Source organism: Bradyrhizobium sp. NP1 (assembly GCF_030378205.1).
In the GTDB taxonomy this organism is placed as follows: Bacteria; Pseudomonadota; Alphaproteobacteria; order Rhizobiales; family Xanthobacteraceae; genus Bradyrhizobium.
Map to the genome: position 1 here is coordinate 2,979,081 of NZ_CP127385.1, position 20,691 is coordinate 2,999,771.

Consider the following 20,691-nt stretch of genomic DNA (forward strand, 5'->3'; position numbering starts at 1 on the left):
GCGACATTTTCTTTCCCCGACTCTCCTTGTGATCGAGGAGTGCAAGATGCTGAACCACCCGCAGGCGACATCGGCCCCGTGGCGCATCGGAGTGCTGTTTTCCCGCACCGGCTTCATGTCGGTGATCGAGGAAACCCAGTACCAGGGCACGCAGCTTGCGATCGAGGAAATCAACGCGGCCGGCGGCATCTGTGGCCGCGAGCTGGTGCCGGTGGCCTACGATCCGGGCTCCGACTCCATCGCCTACGGCCATTTCGCCAAGCGGCTGATGATCGAGGATGACGTCAATGCCATCTTCGGCTGCTATACCTCGTCGAGCCGCAAGGCCGTGCTGCCGGTGGTGGAGCGGCTGAACGGGCTATTGTGGTACCCGACGCTCTATGAAGGCTTCGAGGCTTCGCCGAACGTCATCTATACCGGCGCTTCGCCCAACCAGAACAGCCTGTCGCTATGCCGCTATCTGATGGACAATTATGGCGGGCGGTTCTATTTCGTCGGCTCGGACTACATCTATCCCCGCGAATCCAACCGCGTGATGCGCGAGCTGCTCACCGCCAATGGCGGCTCCGTGGTCGGCGAACGCTATGTCAGCGTCCACGCCCGCTGGCAGGATTTTCTGCCGATCGTGCAGGATATTCGCCGCGTCAAGCCCGACGTGGTCTTCTCCACCGTGGTCGGCGACAGCACGGTCTATCTCTACCAGGCCTACGCCAATGTCGGCCTCGATCCCAAGATGATGCCGATCGCGAGCCTCACCACGACGGAGGCGGAAATCGCGGCGATGGGACATGATGTCGGCGAAGGGCACATCACCGCCGCATCCTATTTCCAGGGCATCGAAGGCCACGCCAACGACTGCTTCGTCAGCCGCTACAAGAAGCGTTTCGGCAACGACGTCTCGACCAACATGTGCGCCGAGGCGTCCTACTTCCAGATGTACCTGTTCGCCCGCGCGCTGGAGCAGGCCAACACGCTTGACACCGAAGTGTTGCGCGCCATGGTGCTCGGCATCAGCTTCGACGCCCCGCAGGGGGCCGTTACTGTCGATCCGATGTCGGGCCACACCGACCTGTGGACCCGGATCGGACGCGCCAATCGCAAGGGTCAGTTCGACATCATCAATGAATCCAGGGAAGCGGTGCACGCCGATCCGTTCCTCATCGGCTACGGACGCGCGGCCGGGTATGCGGGGTAAGCTCCGATGACCGATATTTTGCGCAAGCCAGCCAGTAACCGCGAGCCGGTCGGCCGCAAGTCGATGGTGCAGGAACTCGCGGATTTGACCGCGGTTGTCGTCGCGCCGGGCGACGACCAGACCAGCTTCCTGCTGCGTGAGCTGCAGCGCTTCAGGATGCGGGCACGCCAGATCTGGCCGATGCCGGAAACCGTGCCCGGCGATGCCGACGTGGTCTATTGCGAATATAGCGCCGATCTCGCGCGACGGCTGCCGTGGATCCCGGGCGATGCGCGCTCCGCGCTCGTCGTCATCGTTCCGCCCAACGATCCGATCCAGGCCGATGCGCTGGCGAACGCGACGCCGGATGCGGTGCTGGCGCGCCCGTTCACGACGAATGCGGTGCTTTCGAGCCTGGTGCTGGCGCGCAGCCAGTTCGGCTATGAGCGGCGTCTGCGCAGCAAGATCGAGCGGCTCGACGAGAACCTTCGCTCGATCCGCACGGTGGAACGCGCCAAGGCAATCCTGATGGCGACGCGGCGAATGCCTGAAACGGAAGCCTATGGCTTCATTCGTCGGCAGGCGATGGATCGTCGCGTGTCCGCGAGCGCTGTTGCGGCGGCGATCGTTGACTCGTTCGAACTGCTTGGCTATGATAACCAACACTAATCCCCAATAGCGGGGATCGGCGGCGACGACGCCGTCAACAATACAATCGGCAACAAAGCCCTCCCAATGCTCGCGTCAGCGCGCATCGGGAGGGCTTTTTTGTTTTTCATCCAAGGGAGTGGGACATGCACATTACACGGCGTGCTTTGATGAAAAGCGCGGCAGCACTGGGGGCATTCGGAGGGGCGGGCTTCCCGCACATCTGGATCAAGAATGCGGATCTGGCGCGGGCGGCCAATGGAGAGATCAAGGTCGGCGTATTGTTCTCGCTGACAGGCACCACCGCGATCATCGAGGAATCGCTGAACAAGGCGACGCTGCTCGCGATCGAGGAAATCAACGCGGCTGGCGGCATCAAGGGCGCCAAGATCGTGCCGATCGTCGAGGATCCGGCATCCGATCCCGCGACCTTCTCGGAAAAGGCGCGCAAGCTCGTGGTCGGCGACAAATGCGTCAGCGTGTTCGGCTCCTACACGTCGGCAAGCCGCAAGGCCGTGCTGCCGGTGTTCGAGCGGCAGAACAATCTCTACTGGTACCCGACGCTCTACGAGGGGCGCGAATGCTCGAAGAACGTCATCTATACCGGCGCGGTGCCGAACCAGCAGCAGGATGAATTCGTTCCCTGGCTGATCAAGAAGTTCGGCAAGAAATTCTACCTGATCGGCTCCAACTACATCTACCCGAAGGAAGAGAACAATTACTGCAAGAAGCTGCTGGAGAAATACGGCGGCGAGGTTGTCGCGGAAGAATATGTGCCGCTCGGCCATTCCGAGTTTTCATCGGTCATCAACAAGATCCGCTCGACGCAGCCGAACGTGATCTTCTCCACCGTGGTCGGCGATTCCGTGGTCGCGCTGCACCGTCAGTATCGCGCCGCGGGACTCGATCCGGAAAAGATGCCGATGGCGAGCCTGACCACCTCCGAGAACGAGGTTGCGGCGATGGGCGGCGAGGCGGCCGCCGGTCACTTCACCTCGGCGCCGTACTTCATGGTGTACAAGTCGCCCGAGAACGAGAAATTCGTCGAGGCCTACAAGAAGCGCTGGGGCGCCGACAAGGTCACGCATTTCGTCTCCGAGGCCTGCTACTTCCAGACCTATCTGTTCAAGCAGGCGGTGGAGAAGCTTGCGACGAGCGACCTCACGCCCCCCACCATTCGCGATGCGGTCAAGGGACAGGAGACGATCGCGCCGCAGGGCAAGGTTCGCCTGGAGCCCGAGAACCTGCACACGTGGCTGTGGCCCAAGATCGCGCAGGCGAAATCGAACGGCCAGTTCGAAATCCTGGTCGAGGCCAAGGAATGGCTGAAGCCGGTGCCCTATGCCGCCTATCCCGGGCAGGTCTGTACCGACAAGGGACTGGTCGAGAAGAGCTGAAACCCAAACGGCGTTGGCGGCAGCCGGCAGCGCGTGAGCGTTGCGGCTGCCGCGCCTGATGCTGGAGACGTCAAGCGTGGATCAGTTCATTGAGCAAATCGTCACAGGCCTCAGCATCGGCTCGATCCTGCTGCTGGTCGCGCTCGGGCTGTCGATCATCTACGGCGCGATGGGCATCATCAATCTCGCCCATGGCGAGTTCGTCATGCTCGGCGCCTATGCGGCGTGGCTGTTCCAGACCAAATTCGGCCTCAGCCTGCTCGAAAGCCTGGTGCCGATCTTCCTCGTCGTCGCGCTGTTCGGCTGGGTCATCGAGCGCTACGTGCTCAGTCTTCTGAATAACCGTCCGCTGGACACCATCCTGGCGACCTGGGGCGTCGGCATCATGCTGCAGCAGGCGGTGCGGCTCGCGGTCGGCAGCGAGCTCCGCTACGTGCAACTGCCGCCGGCGCTGTCGGACAGCATGGAGGTCCTCGGCGTTCCCGTGTCGTCCTACCGCGTGTTCCTGTTCTTCGTCGCGCTGGCGCTGTTCGCGCTGACCTGGCTCCTGATGAACCGCACCACGATCGGCATGAAGCTGCGCGCGATCATTCAGGATCGCTCGGTCGCGGCCTCCTTCGGCATCAATGCCAGGCGCGTCTATGCGCTGACATTCGCCTACGGTGCGGGGCTTGCGGGGCTCGCCGGCGCGCTGGTCTCGCCGCTCAAGAGCGTGTCGCCGGAAATGGGCACCGGCTATGTGGTCGACGCCTTCATGGTGGTGGTCTTGGGCGGCGTGCAGAGCCTCGCCGGAACCGTGGCGAGCGCCTTCATCCTGGGTGAACTGTCCGGCGCCATCGCCTTCCTGCAGAACGACACGGTGGCCAAGGCGATCGTGCTGCTCGCCATCGTGGTCCTGATCCGCTTCCGGCCGCAAGGCCTGTTCACCGCGCGCGTGCGTGCCTGACGAAAGATCCTATGTCTTCGAAGCTGCCCACATTCCTAGGCCTGCACCGCCTGACCGCACAGATCGCGCCGATCGTGGTGGTCTGCGCGCTGGTGTTCGCTTTGCCGCTTCTGCTGAACAACGACTTCCTGCTCAACAAGGTCGCGCGCTACCTCGTGCTCGGCATTCTCACGGTGTCGCTGGCGCTGTCCTGGGGCTATGGCGGCATCCTCAACCTCGGGCAGGCGATGAGCTTCGGGCTCGGCTCTTATGCGATGGCGATGGCGCTGAAGCTGAAAACCATCCCGGTGCATACCGGCTCGGGCGGCCTGCCTGATTTCATGGTGTGGAACAATGTCGAGCGGCTGCCGTGGTTCTGGGTGCCGTTCAAGTCGCTGACCTTCGCGCTTGTCGCCGGCATCGCCGTGCCGGCGCTGGTGGCGGCGGCGCTCGGCTGGTTCGTGTTCCGCAGCCGCGTCACCGGCGTCTATGTCGCCATCATCACGCTCGCGACCATGGTGGTGCTCAACCTCGTCATCATCGACCAGCAGAGCTATACCGGCGGCTTCAACGGCATCACCGATCTCGCGCAGCTCGAGATCTTCGGCTTCGCCTTCGACGCCTATGGCCGGGCGACCTATTACCTCGTCGCCTCCTGCGTCGCCCTCAGCCTCGTGGTCGCGTTTGCCTTTACCAAGAGCAAGGCTGGCCTGATCGTCCAGGCGATCCGCGACCATGAGAGCCGGGTGCGCTATTTCGGCTACGATGTTGCCGCCTATCAGATCTTCGTCTTCGCGCTGTCGGCCGCGATCGCGGGCCTTGCCGGCATGCTCTACACCATCGTGATGGAATTCGCCTCGCCGACCTTTCTCGGCGTGCCGCTCAGCCTTTCGGTCGTGGTGTGGTGCGCGGTCGGGGGACGGCAGAGCCTGGTCGGCGCCTTCCTTGGCGCTGTGCTGGTGGCGGGCATGCAGGGCGCATTGTCGGAAACGGCGGCCTTCCTCGAAACCTGGACGCTGGTGATGGGGGCGCTGTTCGTGCTCGTGGTGCTCTTCCTGCCCAAGGGCCTTGCCGGGTTGATGCACACGCTCTGGCAATGGCTGACGCGGCGGCGGCAGCCGGCTTCGGCCATGGTGCAGAGCCTCGAGCAGACGGAGGGCCGGATATGACTGCCTATCTCGATCTGCTGGACGTCAATGTCAGCTTCAACGGCTTCAAGGCGCTCAACGGCCTCAATCTGAGCGTTCGCAAGGGCGAGCTGCGCTGCCTGATCGGACCGAACGGCGCCGGCAAGACCACTGCGCTCGACATCATCTGCGGCAAGATCAAGCCGACCGCAGGCACCGTGACCTTCGGCGGCACCACGCTCAACGATCTCGAGGAACATGAGATCGCGCGCGCCGGCGTCGGGCGCAAATTCCAGGTGCCGAGCGTCTTTCGCGAACTGACGGTCAGCGAGAATCTCGAGGTCGCGCGCGCCCGCCGCACCGGGGTCTGGCGCAACCTGCGCTGGGACGACCGGCGCCTGAGCCGGCACGACATCGAGAAGCTGGCCGACATGATCGGCCTTGCCGATCAGCTGGAGAGGCCGGCGGCGCATCTGTCGCATGGCCAGACCCAGTGGCTCGAGATCGGGATGCTGATCGCGCAGGACGCCGAGCTGATCCTGATGGACGAGCCGACCGCCGGCATGACCGCGCAGGAGACCCGCAAGACCGCCGAGCTGTTCGCGCGGCTGAAGGGCCGCCACACGCTGGTCGTGGTCGAGCACGACATGGGGTTCGTCAAGGCGATCGGCGACGTCATTTCGGTGATGCATCTCGGCCAGCTGCTGGCCGAGGGAACGGCTGCAGAGGTCGAGGCGCATCCGGAGGTCAAACGCGCCTATCTCGGCTCGGGAGGCATCACCAATGCTTGAGCTCGCCGACGTCGACGCCTTCTACGGCAACAGCCGCGCGCTGCAGAACATCAACCTGCGGGTCGGCGCGGGTGAGTTCCTCTCCGTGCTGGGCCGCAACGGCGTCGGCAAGACCACCCTGATGCGCAGCATCCTCGGCCTGATGGACCGGGTGACCGGCCGTCTCCTGCTCGACGGCGCCGACATCTCCTTTCTTCGCACCGATCAGCGCGCCAAAGCGGGGATCGCCTATGTGCCGCAGGGTCGGGGCATCCTGCCGCGCTTCACGGTGCGCGAAAACCTGATGCTCGGAACCTTCGCGGCGCGGGCGAGCAAGGGGCTGGAGGAGTGGGTCATGGAGCTCTTCCCGATCCTGAAGGAGTTTTTGCATCGCCCCGGCGGCAATCTCTCCGGCGGCCAGCAGCAGCAGCTTGCGATCGCGCGCGCGCTGCTCGCGCAGCCCAAGGTCATGCTGCTCGACGAGCCGACCGAAGGAATCCAGCCCAACATCGTCGAGCAGATAGAGGAGGTCATCACGCGGCTCAACCGCGAGCACGGAATCACGGTGGTGCTGGTCGAGCAGAATGTTGCGTTCGCGCGGCGCTCCTCGACGCGCTTTGCGCTGCTGGAGAAGGGACGGGTGGTCGCCAAGGGAGACATCGCCGAGCTCAGTGACGAGCTCATTCACCGGCACATGGCGGTTTAACGCAAAGGCAAACGTTCACTTGGAAAGGGAGTCGAACTCATGTTGCATGGAGACATATCGAGCAGCAAGGACACGGTCGGCGTCGCCGTGGTCAACTACAAGATGCCGCGCCTGCATACCAAGGCGCAGGTGATCGAGAACGCGCACAACATCGCGAAAATGATCGAGGGCATGAAGCTGGGCCTGCCCGGCATGGACCTCGTGATCTTCCCGGAATATTCGACCCACGGCATCATGTACGACTCCAAGGAGATGTACGAGACCGCGTCCACCGTCCCCGGCGAGGAAACCAAGATCTTCGCCGATGCCTGCCGCAAGGCGCGGACCTGGGGTGTGTTCTCGCTGACCGGCGAGCGACACGAGGAGCATCCGAAGAAGGCACCCTACAACACGCTCATCCTCATGAACGACAAAGGCGAGATCGTGCAGAAGTATCGCAAGATCATGCCCTGGGTGCCGATCGAGGGCTGGTATCCCGGCGATTGCACCTATGTCTCCGACGGGCCGAAGGGGCTGAAGATCAGCCTGATCATCTGCGACGACGGCAACTATCCGGAGATCTGGCGCGACTGCGCGATGCGCGGCGCCGAGCTGATCATCCGCTGCCAGGGCTACATGTACCCGGCCAAGGAGCAGCAGATCCTGATCTCGAAGTCGATGGCCTGGGCCAACAACTGCTACGTGGCGGTGGCCAACGCCTCGGGCTTCGACGGCGTCTACTCCTATTTCGGGCATTCCTCGATCATCGGCTTCGACGGCCGCACGCTCGGCGAATGCGGGACGGAGGAGAACGGCATCCAGTACGCGCAGCTTTCGGTGTCGCTGATCCGCGATGCACGGCGCAACATGCAGTCGCAGAATCATCTTTTCAAGCTGATGCACCGCGGCTACACCGGACTGATCAACTCCGGCGACGGGGACCGGGGCCATGCCGTGTGCCCATATACCTTCTACAAGAACTGGATCACCGATCCCGAAGGCACGCGGGAAAAGGTCGAGGCGATGACGCGCTCCAGCGTCGGCACCGAGGAATGCCCGATCGAAGGCATTCCGAACAAGAAGGTCGCGCATCGCTGAGCGGACGGGTGGGCGCGACGGGAGCCGGCTGATGCTCCGCGCCTTGCGGCATCAGCCCGCTCTCTCGTCGTTGCCATGTCTGAAGCGTGAGCTGCCGGACCGGAGAGGCCCGGCAGATGGAGCATGATCCGGAAAGCCGGATGCATGCTCAGACAGGGCGTCAGTGCGTCGTATCACCGGAAATGCGAGAGGTGATCAAATGAGTATCGACTATGAAATCTTCGATCTCGGCAACGTCGTGCTGCAGCGCGGCGCGACGATCCGCGACTGCAAGCTGGCCTACAAGACCTTCGGCAAGCTCAATGCCGCCAAGGACAATGTGATCGTCTATCCGACCTGGTATTCCGGCCAGCATTACGACAACGAGTGGCTGGTCGGGGAGGGCATGGCGCTCGACCCCGCCAAATACTTCATCATTATCCCCAACATGTTCGGCAACGGCCTGTCGTCCTCGCCGAGCAACACGCCGGAGCCCTACAATGGGCCGCGTTTTCCGCAGGTGACGGCCTACGACAACGTCCGCGCCCAGCACCGTCTCGTCACCGAGAAGTTCGGCATCCGGCACATTCGCCTCGTGGTCGGATGGTCGATGGGGGCGCTGCAGACCTTCCACTGGGGCGCGCTCTATCCCGACATGATGGACCTGATTGCCCCGTTCTGCGGCTCGGCCAAATGCTCCCGGCATAATTTCGTCTTCCTCGAAGGCGTCAAGGCCGCGCTGACGGCGGACGCCGCCTGGAAGGAGGGCTGGTACACCGAGAAGCCGGCGCGCGGCTTGCGCGCCGCTGCACGCGTCTATGCGGGCTGGGGCTTTTCGCAGGCGTTCTATCGCCAGGAGCTCGACATCAAGACGCTGGGCTTTTCGTCGCTGGAAGATTTCCTGGTCGCGTTCTGGGAGGGCTTCTTCCTGCCGAAGGATCCGAACAACCTGCTCACGATGTTATGGACCTGGCAGAACGGCGATATCAGCGCCAACGAGATCTACAAGGGTGACTTCAGGGCGGCGCTTAAGGCGATCAAGGCCAAGGCCTACGTGATGCCGGGCCAGACCGACCTCTACTTCCCCCCTGAAGACAGCGAGTTCGAGGTTGCGCATATGCCGAACGCGAAGTTCGTGCCGGTGCCATCGGTCTGGGGCCATTTCGCCGGCGGCCCCGGAACCAATCCGGTCGACGTCGCCTTCATCGACTCCAAGCTCAAGGAGCTGCTCGCTTCCTGACGCCGCATCGCAAGGCCCCCGGGTATTTCGGATCGCCACGAATCCGGAGCAAGACAAAGAGGACTTCAGGATTGTCCGACGCGACATTGCTGCTCGATCAATACCGCATCGTCGAGGAACCCTATTACCGGCCGATCGGCGAGGAGATCACGCTGTTCAGTGCCGCCTATGCGAGCCGCATGCCGGTGATGCTGAAGGGGCCGACCGGCTGCGGCAAGACGCGCTTCATCGAATACATGGCCTGGCGGCTGGGGCGGCCGCTGATCCTGGTCGCCTGCCACGAGGACATGACCGCGGCCGACCTGGTCGGCCGCTGGCTGCTCGATCCGCAGGGCACCGTCTGGAATGACGGGCCGCTGACCACCGCGGTGCGGTTCGGCGCCATCTGCTATCTCGACGAGATCGTGGAAGCGCGCCAGGACACCACCGTCGTGATCCATCCTTTGACCGATGACCGCCGCGTGCTGGCCCTGGAGAAGCGGGGCGAGCTGATCCACGCCCATTCCGATTTCCAGCTCGTGATCTCCTATAACCCCGGCTATCAGAGCGCGATCAAGGATCTCAAGGAATCCACCAAGCAGCGTTTCGCAGCGCTCGATTTCGACTATCCGGACAATGCTGTCGAGGCCGAGATCGTGGCGCGCGAAGCCTGCATTGATCGCGCTGTCGCGGACATGCTGGTTGCCATCGGAATGCACAGCCGCAATTTGAAAGGGCAGGGGCTCGACGAGGGCGCATCGACCCGCATGCTGATCAACGCGGGACGGCTGATCGGCGGTGGCATCGACCTCAACCATGCCTGCGAGGCCAGCATCGTCATTCCTCTGACCGACGATGCCGACATCCGCAACGCGCTGCGCGACACGATTTCTGCGTGCGTCTAGCGCGCGTCCAGCGTGAGTAAAAAGTCCGGAGGCGTCGTGCCGGTTGCGCAAATCCGTTCCCTCGAAGGCTTTCGCTCCGGCCGACGCCTCGCCACGATGCTGCGGGGCAACGATGCGCTGGCGTCGGCCTTTCAGGCTGCCCAGGCCGCGCTGGACGCCCGCAACGACGTTGCCGAGCTCGGCGCGTGGGACGAAACCGCGCTGGCGCTGTTCGAGGCCAACCTCGGCGATGTCACGCTGCGTATCTTCCTCGAGCTTTCCGGGCGCTGGCCGCGCGAGCATCCGCTCGCCGATCTCGTTGCGGTCGGCGGGGCGGCGCGGCTGATCGGCCGCGAGGCCGGCAGCCGCAGCGCGCAGACGCTGCTGGTGGCGTGGCCCAGGGCAGACGCCTGTCTGCGCGCGTCTGCCGAGCGTCGTGTCGTGCTGAATGCGCTGATTGCACTGGCGGAGGCTGCGCCTGAATCGGTCGTGCTGGTTCTGGGCCGGCTGGAGCAGCTTCTGGCCGAGGCTGCGGCCGACGATTTCGCCGCGTGGATAGCGGGCGGCCTGCGCGCGGCCGGCGGCAGCACCGCGCGCCGGCGCGCCTTCTTCAGCCTCGACGATCCCTTGTCGACGCGCCTGCTCAGCCTGGGGCGCGCCGGCGGCGATTTCATCCGCCTGGAACGGCGCCTTGCCGCCGGCATGGCCGCGATGTGGAATCGGAGACCGCGCTTCCGGAAATTGCCGCCGCAAGCGTTGCCGGTGCCGCGGCGCACCTCGCTGATCGGCGGGCTCGTAGGATTGCCCGACAGCTTTCCCGGTTTCGAAGGCGCGCAGGCGCAAGCGATCTATCGCGCGGCGGCCGCGCATGCGGGCGCGCACTTCGTCCATTCGTCCGTGCGGTTTCCGGTCGGCAAGCTGAAGCCGCTGCAGCTTGCGCTGGTCTCGCTGATCGAGGATGCCCGCGTCGAGGCGCTCGCGCTCCGCGCCATGCCGGGGCTAAGGCGGCTCTGGCTGCCCTTTCACGCACAGCCGTCCGATCACACGACGGCCGCCGGGCTGATGGTGCGGCTGGCGCGCGCCTTGATCGATCCGCGCTACGAAGACGGCGATGCCTGGATTGCCAAGGGCAGGGCGCTCTTCGCCGAAGCGGCGCACCGCATCCACGACCCCGCGATCAGCCGGGAGATCGGCGGGCTGCTCGGCAACGATCTCGGCCAGATGCGGCTGCAGTTCAACGCCCGCACCTATGTGGTCGAGCCGGCCTATCGCGACGACAACCTCGCGCTGTGGGATTTCGGCGATCAGCCCGACGCACCCACCGAGGAGATCGAGCTGCTGGTCGATTCCGTGCGGATCGAGCGGAGGGACGAGGTCGATGGCAAGCGCTCGGAGGAGACGACACCGGACAACGCCCAGCGGGCGCGGGGGCGGGCGGTGGCCTCGCTCGAAGGCATTCCAGTCGCGACCTATCCGGAATGGGACTATGCCGCCGGCATCGAGCGGCCCGATTGGGTCACGATCCTCGAAGCCGACGCCCCGGCGCTTGGAAACACCACGGCGCCCCCGTCGGAGAGCGGGGAGGCAAGCCGCCACGTCGCCGCGCTGACGCGCGACGCCTCGATCGGCCGGCGCATCCGCACGAAGGGACAGCGGGAGGGCGAAACGCTCGATATCGACGCGGCCATCACGCTGATGGCGGAGCGTCGCGCCGGCTTTCTGCCGGAGGCGCGGGTCTATCAACGCGACGTGCCGGGACCGCGCGACGTCGCCGTCCTGCTGCTGCTCGACTTGTCGCAATCGACCGCCGACCGCGACCGCCAGGGTCGGCAGATTCTCGCCGTCGAGCGCGAGGCGGCCGCGATCATGGCCGCGGCGATGCAGGAAGCCGGCGACGCGATCGCCGTCCACGGCTTCAGCTCCGAAGGGCGCGAGCGGGTGCGCTATTTGCGCATCAAGGATTTTGCCGAACCGCTCGACGCCGTGGTGCGCGCGCGCCTTGCCGCGCTGACGAGCAGTCATTCGACCCGACTGGGCTCGGCGCTACGCCATGCCGGCCGTTACCTCGCGCGGCGCCGCGCCTTTCGCCGGGTGCTGCTGGTTTTGACCGACGGCGAGCCGTCGGACATCGACGTCGAGGATCCGCTCTATCTCGCCGAGGATGCGCGGCGTGCCGTGCTGCAGCTGCGGCGGGACGGCATCGACAGTTTTGCCTTCGGTATGGGCGGTGGCTCGCTTCGTCTGCTCGACCGGATTTTCGGCGGCCGCCACACGCTGCGCGTTCCCCGTATCGACGTGCTGCCGGCGCAGCTCATGCACCTCTACGGCGAGCTCAAGAAATGAGCTTGGGGCGGTCTCGCGGGGCGGGGCCCGCGGACCGCTGCGGCGACGCGCCGCTTCGACGCCCTTGACAGCGAAGGCGAAATCGCTACGGTTGCCGGCAACGCGACCCTTTCCATGCGCAGAACTCGATGACGAGATGTGCTGGGTCGCGATTAGTTTGCCCAGCGGTCGGTGTTAAGGAGCATCAGCTCGACGCCCGCCACCAGCACGCCAAGGAAGTGCTATGGTGAAAACGGGAAGCGATCATCGTCGGTCGCTGCATGACGGACGCGCCGTCTATATCAATTCGCAAAAGGTTGATGACGTCACGACGCACGAGGCGTTTGCGCGCTCGGTGACGTCGGCCTGCAATCTCTACGACTACCAGGCCGCGAACCAGGAGAAGATGACGTTCGTCTCGCCGACCAGCGGCAAGAACGTCAATCGGCTCTGGCAGCTCCCCAAGTCGCACCGCGACCTCGTGGCGCGCCGCAAGGCGCTCGAAGCCTGGGCGGAAACGACCTGCGGCATGCTTGGCCGCTCGCCCGACCATGTCGGCTCGTCGATCGCCGGCATGTATATGGGCCGCAAGGTGTTCGAGAAATACGATCCGGCGCGCGCGAAGGCGCTGGTCGACTATTTCGAATATGCCCGCGACAACGATCTCTATCTCTCCTACGTCATCATCAATCCGCAGGCCGATCGCTCCAAGGCCTCTTCGGCGCAGCCCGGCGAAGACCTGGTCGCGCGCATCGTCGATGAGGACCAGGAAGGCATCACGATCCGCGGCGCCAAGATGCTCGGCACCAGCGCGATCTTCGCCAACGAGCTTCTGGTCGCCGGCTTCATGGGGCTGCAGGCGGGTGAGGAGGCCTATGCCTTCACCGCGATGGTGCCGATGAATGCGAAGGGCGTGAAGGCCTTCTCGCGCAAGTCCTACGAGCAGGCGGCGACCTCGGTTTTCGACAATCCGCTGTCCAGCCAGTTCGACGAAAACGACGCCATCCTCTACTTCGACGACGTCAAGATTCCCTGGAGCCGGGTGTTCGTCCATCGCGACATCCAGATGGGGCAGGCGCAGTGGTTCGATACACGCGCGCACCTCTACCAGAACTACCAGTGTCAGATCCGGCTGATGGTGAAGCTGCGCTTCCTGATGGGCGCGGTGCGCAAGGTCGCCGAGGTCAACGGCATCATCAACTTCCCGCAGGTGCGCGAGACGCTCGGCCTGCTCGCCGCGAAAGCGACCACCATCGAGAGCATGGTGATCGCCATGGAGGCGGCCGGCGAGAACTACGGCGAATATTTCGTGCCGAGCCGGACGATCCTGTCCGCCGCGCAGGTGGTCGCGCAGCAGATCTATCCCGAGATCATCGATTCGATTCGCACGCTCGCGGGCGGCGGGTTGATCATGCTGCCGTCCAGCGCGCATGATTTCGCCAATCCCGAGTTCGCCTCCATCATCGACAAGACCCAGCGATCCTCGGCCGTTTCCCCCACCGAACGGGTCAAGCTGTTCAAGCTGGTGTGGGATGCGATCGGCTCGGAATTCGGCTCGCGGCATCTGCAATACGAGATCTTCTATTCCGGGGCGACATTCGTCACCCGCGGTCATTCCTTCCGCTATTTCGACTGGGATCGGTCGAAGGGAATGATCGAGGAGTTCATGGCCACCTACGACCTTCCGGACGCTTCCGACGCGGCCAGCGGCATCGCCGCGCGCGCCGCCGAATAGCAGCCCGCCACCAGTCGAGGTCAAAGCCATGGACTCTTCGCTCCGCGAGGAAGCGGCGGCTGCTGCCGCACGAGAGCAGGTGCACGCGCTGCGCCGATGCCTCGGACATTTTGCAACGGGTGTTGCCGTCGTCAGCTACGAGACGGCGACGCAGGGGCCGCGCGGCCTTACCGTCAATTCCTTTACCTCGGTCTCGCTCGATCCGCCGCTGGTGCTGATCTGCCTCGACAGGCGGTCGCGGGCGATCGAGCATCTGCCCGGCTCGCCATTCGCGGTGAACGTGCTGGCGGCGGACCAGCGCCATCTGGCGCATCATTTCGCCGGCCGCGTGACCGAGACGGCGCCGGCCTGGCGCCGGGTCGGCGGCGTTCCGCTGCTGGATCGCTCGCTCGCCTGGCTGACCTGCGCGCCCTGGTCAAACCATGAGGGCGGTGACCACGTCATCCTGCTCGGACGCGTCACCGAGTTCGGCAGCGATCCGCACGATCCGCTCTGCTTCTACCGCGGTGAATTCATCGGCGTCGCCCCTTCGCCCGGCCAGCGCGACAGCGAAGAGGTGACGGCATGAACGGAACAACCGCCAGCCGCATGGACGCGCAGCCGATCGATCCGGCGATCCTCTATTTCGGTACGCCGGTCGTGCTGATCGGCACGCGCAACGAAAACGACACGCCGAACCTCGCGCCGATGTCATCGGCGTGGTGGCTCGGCTGGGGCTGCATGCTGGGCCTCAACGCCAGCTCCAGGACGGTCGAAAACCTCAGGCGGACCGGCGAGTGCGTGCTCAACCTCCCGAGTGCGGAGCTTGCGGCCAGCGTCGACCGCATCGCGCTGACAACGGGAAGCAACCCCGTGCCGGCGAACAAGCTGGCGCTGGGCTTTCGCCACGTCGCCGACAAGTTCGGCCTTGCCGGGCTGTCGCCACTACCGGGCGACGCGGTCAACGCACCGCGCGCGCTCGAATGCCCGGTGCAGATGGAAGCCCGCGTCGAGCAGATCGTGCCCTTCGGCGCGCGCAATCCGAAGGTGCGCACGCCGATGCTCGCCGTCGAGGTGAAGGTGGTTTGCGTGCATGCGCACCCGTCGATCCTGGTCGACGGCAATCCGAACCGGATCGACCCCGACAAGTGGAAGCCGCTGATCATGAGTTTTCGCGAGTTCTACGGGCTCACAGGGCGGGTGCATCAATCGCGCCTCGCCGCATTTCCGGAAGACCGCTATCGCCCGCCGGCACGGCCCTATGCCGCCAGTCCGGCGCCAATCCCTTCTCAAGCCGCGGAGATTGATCGATGAAGACTATCATTATTGGGTTGACAGCCGCTGTCCTTCTCGCCGGTACCGCCGCACAAGCGCAGTCCGCTCCGCCGATCAAGATCGGCGCGTTTGCCTCGGTCACGGGACCGAACGCCTTCCTGGGCGAGCCGACCAAGAAGACGCTCGAACTGTTCGTCGAGCGGATCAATCGCGAAGGCGGCGTCAACGGCCGCAAGCTGAGCCTCGTCCTCTACGATTCCAAGACCAGCGCCAAGGACGCCTCGTCCATCGCGCGGCGTCTGGTCGACGAGGACGGTGTAGATCTCGTGATCGGCGGCACCAGCACCGGCGAGACCATGGCGGCGCTGCCTTATCTGGAGGAAACCAAGACACCGTTCATTTCGCTGGCCGGCGCCTTGGTCGTCGTCGAGCCCGTCAAGCGCTACACGTTCAAGACCCCGCACACCGACCTGATGTCGGTCGAGAAGATCCTTCAGCGGGTGCAGCAGGAGAAGCTCTCGCGCGTCGGCCTGCTCTCGGGGGCAGGCGGCTACGACCAGTCCTGTCGCAAGAATGCCGCTGCCGCTGCGCCGCGCTTCAACGTCACCATCGTCGCCGACGAGCAGCACGGCAATGGCGACACCGACCTGACGGCGCAGCTGACCAAGATCCGTGCCGCCAATCCGGATGCCGTGATCTATTGCGGCGCCGGGGCCTCCTCGTCGATCGCGGCCAAGAATTACCGCCAGCTCGCCATGACGCCGAAGCTCTACATGACCGTCGGCGTCGGCTCGACCTCCTATATCGAAGGTGCCGAGGGCGCGGCCGAGGGCACGCGCGTCACCGGCTCGGCCTTGCTCGCCTTCGCCGATCTGCCGCCGAGCGATCCGATCTACGCGGTCACCAAGAATTACGTCGAGACCTATGAGGGCACCTTCCACGAGGCCGCGTCCAATTTCGGCGGCTACGCCTATGACGGCCTGATGATTGCGGTCGCGGCGCTGCGCAAGGCAGGCTCCGCCGACAAGGAGAAGGTGCGCGACGCCATCGAGTCCCTGCACAGCTTTCCCGGCGTGACGGGCATCTACTCCTTCTCTCCCGACAATCATCTCGGCCTTTCTTCCGACGCCCTGCGGATTCTCGAGGTGAAGGGCGGTCGTTACCATCTGGTCGCGCCGGAGCGGCAGTCATGAGGACGCGCTCCCGTTCGAGGATCAGCGGCGCGGCCTGCTTGCCGCGCGCCGCGGGAGAGAAGCCGTGATGGTCGACTTCTTCCAGTTCATTGTCGCGGGCCTCAGCCAGGGCGCGATCTACGCGCTTGTCGCGCTAGGCTTCTCCCTGATCTATCGCGCCACGACCATCATCAACTTTGCGCAAGGCGAGTTCGTGATGATTGGCGGGCTGGGCACGGCGAGCGGGATCGCCTGGGGCCTGCCGTTCTCGCTGGCGCTGGTGATGAGCCTCGCGGCTGCCGCCTTCGGCGCGCTGCTGCTGCACCAGATCCTGGTGCGGCTGGCGAAGTCGGCCTCGATCACGCTGATCATCATCGTCACGATCGGCGCCTCGATTGCGCTGCGCGGCGCCGCGCAGATCGCCTGGGGCGGCAATTTCCACTCATTGCCTTCGATCGCGGGCGTCGAGCCGCTGCGGCTCGGCGGCGTCGCGATCATGCCGCAGACCATCCTGATCCTGGGCGGCGCCCTGGTGATGGTGGCTGCGCTCGACCAGATGCTGCGCCGAACGCGCTTCGGCAAGGCCATGGTTGCCGCCGCCATCAATCCGCGCGCAGCGACGCTGGTCGGCATTGATCTCGCCAGGGTCAATGCGGCGGCGTTTCTGATCGCCGCGCTGCTCGGTGCGATCGCGGGCTTCCTGGTCACGCCCTTGTCGATGGTGCAGTTCGAATCCGGTCTGATGTTCGGGCTGAAGGGCTTTGCCGCGGCCGTGCTCGGCGGCCTCGGCGGCCTCTACAGCGTCGTCGCGGGCGGCCTGGTGCTCGGCGTGGCTGAAGCGCTCGGCGCGGGCTACGTGTCGTCGGCCTACAAGGACGCGCTCGCCTTCGTGCTGATCATCGCCATCCTGCTCACCTGTCCGGCAGGCCTGTTCGGCCGGCTGCGCAGCGAAAGGGTCTGATTCGATGGTTTTCCTTCCGCGGCGCCTGCTTCCGTTCCTCAGCCTTGCGGTGATCCTGGTGATCCTGCCGTTCGTGTTCACCAGCAAGTTCCAGCTTTCGGTCCTGCTGCTCGTCGGCATCAATGCGATCGCCTGCGTCGGGCTCAATCTGCTGGTCGGCAACACCGGGCAGATCAGTCTCGGGCATGCGGCGTTCTTCGCGATCGGCGCCTATGCCAGCGCCATCCTCACCGACGACCACGGCTGGAACGCAGGCGTCGCGGCCGGCGCTGGCCTTGCCGCATCCTGCGCGCTCGCGCTTGCCGTCGGCTGGCCGATCCTGCGGCTGAAGGACAATTACCTGGCGATGGCGACGCTGGGCGTCGGCCTCGTGATCTATCTGGTGCTGACGCATGAGATCGCGCTGACCGGCGGACCGGACGGCCGTTCCGTCAGGGCACTCGCGATCGGCGGCTTTCGGCTGCGGGGCGAAGCGACCTGGTACTGGATCGTCGCGGGCGCGCTGCTCCTCAGCGTCTGGGCGGCGGAGAATCTCTCGTCCTCGCCCTGGGGTCTTGCGCTGAAAGCGGTACATGGGTCTGAGCGCGCGGCGGCCGCCGTCGGCATCAATGTGCATGCTCTAAAGGTTGCCGTCTTCGTGTTCTCGGCGGCGCTGGCGACCCTCGCCGGCAGCCTCTATGCGCATGCCTATGCCTTCGTCACGCCCGACGTGGCTTCCTTCATGCATTCGGTCGAGTTCGTGGTCATGATCGTGATCGGCGGGCTCGGCAGCGTCTATGGCGGCGTTGCGGGCGCGGCGATCGTCGTCGTGCTGCCGCAGCTTCTTGCCGCCGCCAGAGATTATGAGCAGCTCGTGTTCGGCCTGATGCTGATGGCGATCGCCTTCGTGATGCGGCGCGGGCTGGTGCCGACGCTTGCCGGCGCGATCGGGGGGCGGCGATGACCGTACTTGCGACGCATGACCTGCGGGTGCATTTCGGCGGGGTGAGGGCGCTCGACGGCGTTACGCTCGCGCTCGGGCTCGGCGGCAGCGTCCACGCCATCATCGGCCCGAACGGCGCGGGCAAGACCTCCTTCGTCAATGCGGTCACCGGCGTCTACCGCGCGACCTCCGGCACGATCGACCTAGACGGGCGCAATGTCTCCGGATTGTCCGCGCACGAGCTCGCCCGGATCGGTGTCACGCGCACGTTCCAGAACCTGCAGATATTCTGGACCATGACGGCGCTGGAGAACGTCGTGTGCGGATTCCATCTCGTCAACGAGGCGGGCTTCTGGCGGGGCCTGTTGCGGACGCCGCGCCTGGTGCGCCGCTCCCGTGCGATCGAGCAGGAGGCGTTGCAGATCCTGTCCTCGGTCGGGCTCGGCAAGCGGGCCTCCGACATGGCGGGCAGCCTTTCCTATGGCGAGCTGAAGCGGCTGGAGATCGCGCGCGCGATCGCCTCGAAGCCCCGGCTCCTGTTCCTCGACGAGCCGGTCGCGGGTTGCACGGCCACCGAGAAGAAGCTGCTCGGCCGCCTGATCCGCGAGCTGGCGGAAGCCACGCATGCCGCCATCGTGATCATCGAGCATGACATGAAACTGGTGATGTCGATCTCGGACCGCGTGACCGTTCTGGTCGGGGGCTGCGTGCTTGCCGACGGGCTTCCCGAACTCGTCAGGAACGACGCGTCGGTCATCGAGGCCTATCTGGGCGCAGCGAAAGTCAGGCAGGAGCGCAGCTATGCTTCTGCAGGTTGACGGCGCCTCCACGAGCTATGGCCGCATCCCGGCGCTAACAGGTGTCAGCATCGACGTCGCGCGCGGCGAACTGGTCGCCCTGATCGGGGCTAACGGCGCCGGCAAGACGACGCTGCTCAACGTCATTTCCGGCGTTCAGCCGCTGTGCGGCGGCTCGTTGCGCTATGATGGCCGCGACATCGCGGTCGTGCCTGCCGCCGGGCGCGTCGCCTCCGGGATCGTCCAGGTGCCGGAGGGACGGCAGATCTTCACGCCGCTCACGGTGCGCGAGAACCTCGAGCTTGGCGCCTACACCAGGCCGCGCCAGGAAATCGGCGGCTCGATCGAGCGCATCTTCGCGCTGTTTCCGGTGCTGGCGTCGCGCCAGGCGGCGGTGGCCGGCACGCTTTCCGGCGGCGAGCAGCAGATGCTGGCGATTGGCCGCGCGCTGATGGCGGAGCCCCGACTGCTGCTGCTCGACGAACCCTCGCTTGGGCTGGCGCCGCAGATGGTCGCCCTCATCTTCGAGAAGGTCGCCGATCTCAACGCGCAGGGCATGTCGATCCTGCTGGTCGAGCAGAACGCCTCGCTCGCGCTGGAGCTCGCCGATCGCGCCTATGTGCTCGAAGCCGGTCGCGTCGCGATGACGGGATCGGGCATGAACCTGCTCGGGAATCCGCAGGTGCAGTCGGCATATCTCGGAGCTTGAAGAAGGAGAAGACGAAGTGGGTATTGCAGCGGAGCTGCTGGTCGTCGCCGCGACGATCGAGCCGGCGGTGGAGAAGGAATGGAACGAGTGGTACGACAACGTCCACTTGCCCGAGGTCGCCGACTGCCCGGGATTCCTGTCGGCGCAGCGCTATGTCGCCGAGGAGCCTAACGGCTCGCGCAGCTATCTCAGTGTCTATGAATTGAAGGATGCCGGTGCACTCGACAGCGCCGAATTCGCGGCCCGGCGCGGCTGGGGACCCTTTGCGGCGCAGGTGAAGTTCAAGACCCTGCGCTACCGGCGCATTACTCCAATCGAAGGACGATGACGATGCAGGCGGAGAGCTGGTATTGGCAGAAGACATGGAGCGATTTTCGCCGCGGCGAGCGGCGCATCGGGATGACATGGGACGGCGGCGCGGCTGAAGTCCTGCTCTATGAGGAGGGCGTGCCGAACACGGTTGCGGCCTTCGTGGCGAAGCTTCCGGTCGAATTGCCGATGGTGCATGTGGCCTGGAGCGGCGACATGCTGATGGGCGCGCGGTCGGTTCCGATCGGCTGCAAGGAGTTCGAGAACCATACCCGGCTGGTCCGGCCGGGCGATGTCGCCTTCGACGCCAAATACGACGAGGTCACGGTGACCTACGGCACCGCCGAGGCGCGCCTGCCGTCCGGTCCGAACACGCTGACCGTGTTCGGTTCGGTTGTGACTGGTCTTGAGGATTTTGCCCGCTGGGCGCGGGCACGGCGGTTCGAAGGCGTCGGCACGGTGAGGTTCGCCGCGATCGGCTGAGAGGGGACGCGAAACTTCGATGCCTTGGGACCGATGGTCCGCCTGGCCCGATGATGGGCGGCGTAAAGGCTCCAACCAAGCAAGAACGGCCGGCCGCAGCAGAATTGAATCTGGCGGCCCG

General features: G+C 65.1%; 21 protein-coding genes. All 21 read left to right on the forward strand.

Annotation, left to right across the window (positions count from 1 at the left end; all coding sequences use genetic code 11):
* Nucleotides 1–46 precede the first annotated feature (46 nt).
* The 21 genes from QOU61_RS14030 (at nt 47) to QOU61_RS14130 (ending at nt 20,570) form a co-directional block, all read left to right on the forward strand.
* Nucleotides 47–1,195 (forward strand): transporter substrate-binding domain-containing protein, encoded by a 1,149-nt coding sequence (locus tag QOU61_RS14030; protein ID WP_289659298.1) that lies wholly within the window; start codon nt 47–49, stop codon nt 1,193–1,195.
* A 6-nt stretch (nt 1,196–1,201) separates the two neighbouring features.
* Nucleotides 1,202–1,843: an ANTAR domain-containing response regulator gene (locus QOU61_RS14035; protein WP_289659299.1), complete on the forward strand. Its 642-nt coding sequence runs from the start codon at nt 1,202–1,204 to the stop codon at nt 1,841–1,843.
* 149 nt (nt 1,844–1,992) lie between these two features.
* On the forward strand, nt 1,993–3,219 hold the full coding sequence (locus QOU61_RS14040) for a transporter substrate-binding domain-containing protein (protein ID WP_289659300.1): 1,227 nt from the start codon (nt 1,993–1,995) through the stop codon (nt 3,217–3,219).
* Nucleotides 3,220–3,295: 76 nt separating this feature from the next.
* Nucleotides 3,296–4,165 carry an urea ABC transporter permease subunit UrtB gene (urtB, locus tag QOU61_RS14045; RefSeq protein ID WP_289659302.1) on the forward strand — a complete coding sequence of 290 codons (870 nt, stop codon included), beginning with the start codon at nt 3,296–3,298 and terminating at the stop codon, nt 4,163–4,165.
* An 11-nt stretch (nt 4,166–4,176) separates the two neighbouring features.
* A complete protein-coding gene (gene urtC / locus QOU61_RS14050) occupies nt 4,177–5,313 on the forward strand; it encodes an urea ABC transporter permease subunit UrtC (protein ID WP_289659303.1) in 1,137 nt (378 codons plus the stop codon).
* Nucleotides 5,310–6,062, forward strand: coding sequence for an urea ABC transporter ATP-binding protein UrtD (gene urtD, locus QOU61_RS14055; RefSeq protein WP_289659304.1), 753 nt, complete (start codon nt 5,310–5,312; stop codon nt 6,060–6,062). Before urtC ends, urtD begins: the two co-directional genes overlap by 4 nt.
* On the forward strand, nt 6,055–6,747 hold the full coding sequence (urtE, locus tag QOU61_RS14060) for an urea ABC transporter ATP-binding subunit UrtE (RefSeq protein ID WP_289659306.1): 693 nt from the start codon (nt 6,055–6,057) through the stop codon (nt 6,745–6,747). The genes urtD and urtE overlap by 8 nt, the downstream gene beginning before the upstream one ends.
* Before the next feature lie 39 nt (nt 6,748–6,786).
* Nucleotides 6,787–7,824: an aliphatic amidase gene (locus QOU61_RS14065; RefSeq protein WP_289659308.1), complete on the forward strand. Its 1,038-nt coding sequence runs from the start codon at nt 6,787–6,789 to the stop codon at nt 7,822–7,824.
* Nucleotides 7,825–8,023: 199 nt separating this feature from the next.
* On the forward strand, nt 8,024–9,043 hold the full coding sequence (locus QOU61_RS14070) for an alpha/beta fold hydrolase (protein WP_289659310.1): 1,020 nt from the start codon (nt 8,024–8,026) through the stop codon (nt 9,041–9,043).
* A 71-nt stretch (nt 9,044–9,114) separates the two neighbouring features.
* A complete protein-coding gene (locus tag QOU61_RS14075) occupies nt 9,115–9,927 on the forward strand; it encodes a CbbQ/NirQ/NorQ/GpvN family protein (protein WP_289659312.1) in 813 nt (270 codons plus the stop codon).
* A gap of 36 nt (nt 9,928–9,963) precedes the next feature.
* On the forward strand, nt 9,964–12,249 hold the full coding sequence (locus QOU61_RS14080) for a nitric oxide reductase activation protein NorD (protein ID WP_289659314.1): 2,286 nt from the start codon (nt 9,964–9,966) through the stop codon (nt 12,247–12,249).
* Between the two features lie 223 nt (nt 12,250–12,472).
* Complete coding sequence (locus tag QOU61_RS14085; protein WP_289659316.1) at nt 12,473–13,963, forward strand: 4-hydroxyphenylacetate 3-hydroxylase family protein; 1,491 nt, start codon at nt 12,473–12,475, stop codon at nt 13,961–13,963.
* Between the two features lie 28 nt (nt 13,964–13,991).
* Nucleotides 13,992–14,531, forward strand: a complete 540-nt coding sequence (locus tag QOU61_RS14090; RefSeq protein WP_289659317.1) for a flavin reductase family protein — start codon at nt 13,992–13,994, stop codon at nt 14,529–14,531.
* Nucleotides 14,528–15,256 (forward strand): flavin reductase family protein, encoded by a 729-nt coding sequence (locus tag QOU61_RS14095; RefSeq protein WP_289659319.1) that lies wholly within the window; start codon nt 14,528–14,530, stop codon nt 15,254–15,256. The genes QOU61_RS14090 and QOU61_RS14095 overlap by 4 nt, the downstream gene beginning before the upstream one ends.
* Nucleotides 15,253–16,410 carry an ABC transporter substrate-binding protein gene (locus QOU61_RS14100; protein WP_289659320.1) on the forward strand — a complete coding sequence of 386 codons (1,158 nt, stop codon included), beginning with the start codon at nt 15,253–15,255 and terminating at the stop codon, nt 16,408–16,410. The genes QOU61_RS14095 and QOU61_RS14100 overlap by 4 nt, the downstream gene beginning before the upstream one ends.
* A gap of 67 nt (nt 16,411–16,477) precedes the next feature.
* Nucleotides 16,478–17,350, forward strand: coding sequence for a branched-chain amino acid ABC transporter permease (locus QOU61_RS14105; RefSeq protein WP_289661513.1), 873 nt, complete (start codon nt 16,478–16,480; stop codon nt 17,348–17,350).
* A 4-nt stretch (nt 17,351–17,354) separates the two neighbouring features.
* Nucleotides 17,355–18,293, forward strand: a complete 939-nt coding sequence (locus QOU61_RS14110; RefSeq protein WP_289659321.1) for a branched-chain amino acid ABC transporter permease — start codon at nt 17,355–17,357, stop codon at nt 18,291–18,293.
* Complete coding sequence (locus tag QOU61_RS14115; RefSeq protein ID WP_289659323.1) at nt 18,290–19,090, forward strand: ABC transporter ATP-binding protein; 801 nt, start codon at nt 18,290–18,292, stop codon at nt 19,088–19,090. The genes QOU61_RS14110 and QOU61_RS14115 overlap by 4 nt, the downstream gene beginning before the upstream one ends.
* A complete protein-coding gene (locus QOU61_RS14120) occupies nt 19,074–19,778 on the forward strand; it encodes an ABC transporter ATP-binding protein (protein ID WP_289659325.1) in 705 nt (234 codons plus the stop codon). The genes QOU61_RS14115 and QOU61_RS14120 overlap by 17 nt, the downstream gene beginning before the upstream one ends.
* Before the next feature lie 16 nt (nt 19,779–19,794).
* On the forward strand, nt 19,795–20,106 hold the full coding sequence (locus QOU61_RS14125; protein WP_289659327.1) for a DUF4286 family protein: 312 nt from the start codon (nt 19,795–19,797) through the stop codon (nt 20,104–20,106).
* Nucleotides 20,103–20,570, forward strand: coding sequence for a DUF3830 family protein (locus QOU61_RS14130; protein ID WP_289659328.1), 468 nt, complete (start codon nt 20,103–20,105; stop codon nt 20,568–20,570). The genes QOU61_RS14125 and QOU61_RS14130 overlap by 4 nt, the downstream gene beginning before the upstream one ends.
* Nucleotides 20,571–20,691: the final 121 nt, after the last annotated feature.

Coding starts and splice junctions, on each gene's coding strand:
- QOU61_RS14030 (WP_289659298.1), top strand. CDS start 47: ATGCTGAACCACCCGCAGGCGACATCGGCCCCGTGGCGCATCGGAGTG.
- QOU61_RS14035 (WP_289659299.1), top strand. CDS start 1,202: ATGACCGATATTTTGCGCAAGCCAGCCAGTAACCGCGAGCCGGTCGGC.
- QOU61_RS14040 (WP_289659300.1), top strand. CDS start 1,993: ATGAAAAGCGCGGCAGCACTGGGGGCATTCGGAGGGGCGGGCTTCCCG.
- urtC (WP_289659303.1), top strand. CDS start 4,177: ATGTCTTCGAAGCTGCCCACATTCCTAGGCCTGCACCGCCTGACCGCA.
- urtD (WP_289659304.1), top strand. CDS start 5,310: ATGACTGCCTATCTCGATCTGCTGGACGTCAATGTCAGCTTCAACGGC.
- urtE (WP_289659306.1), top strand. CDS start 6,055: ATGCTTGAGCTCGCCGACGTCGACGCCTTCTACGGCAACAGCCGCGCG.
- QOU61_RS14065 (WP_289659308.1), top strand. CDS start 6,787: ATGTTGCATGGAGACATATCGAGCAGCAAGGACACGGTCGGCGTCGCC.
- QOU61_RS14070 (WP_289659310.1), top strand. CDS start 8,024: ATGAGTATCGACTATGAAATCTTCGATCTCGGCAACGTCGTGCTGCAG.
- QOU61_RS14085 (WP_289659316.1), top strand. CDS start 12,473: ATGGTGAAAACGGGAAGCGATCATCGTCGGTCGCTGCATGACGGACGC.
- QOU61_RS14090 (WP_289659317.1), top strand. CDS start 13,992: ATGGACTCTTCGCTCCGCGAGGAAGCGGCGGCTGCTGCCGCACGAGAG.
- QOU61_RS14095 (WP_289659319.1), top strand. CDS start 14,528: ATGAACGGAACAACCGCCAGCCGCATGGACGCGCAGCCGATCGATCCG.
- QOU61_RS14100 (WP_289659320.1), top strand. CDS start 15,253: ATGAAGACTATCATTATTGGGTTGACAGCCGCTGTCCTTCTCGCCGGT.
- QOU61_RS14105 (WP_289661513.1), top strand. CDS start 16,478: ATGGTCGACTTCTTCCAGTTCATTGTCGCGGGCCTCAGCCAGGGCGCG.
- QOU61_RS14110 (WP_289659321.1), top strand. CDS start 17,355: ATGGTTTTCCTTCCGCGGCGCCTGCTTCCGTTCCTCAGCCTTGCGGTG.
- QOU61_RS14115 (WP_289659323.1), top strand. CDS start 18,290: ATGACCGTACTTGCGACGCATGACCTGCGGGTGCATTTCGGCGGGGTG.
- QOU61_RS14120 (WP_289659325.1), top strand. CDS start 19,074: ATGCTTCTGCAGGTTGACGGCGCCTCCACGAGCTATGGCCGCATCCCG.
- QOU61_RS14130 (WP_289659328.1), top strand. CDS start 20,103: ATGACGATGCAGGCGGAGAGCTGGTATTGGCAGAAGACATGGAGCGAT.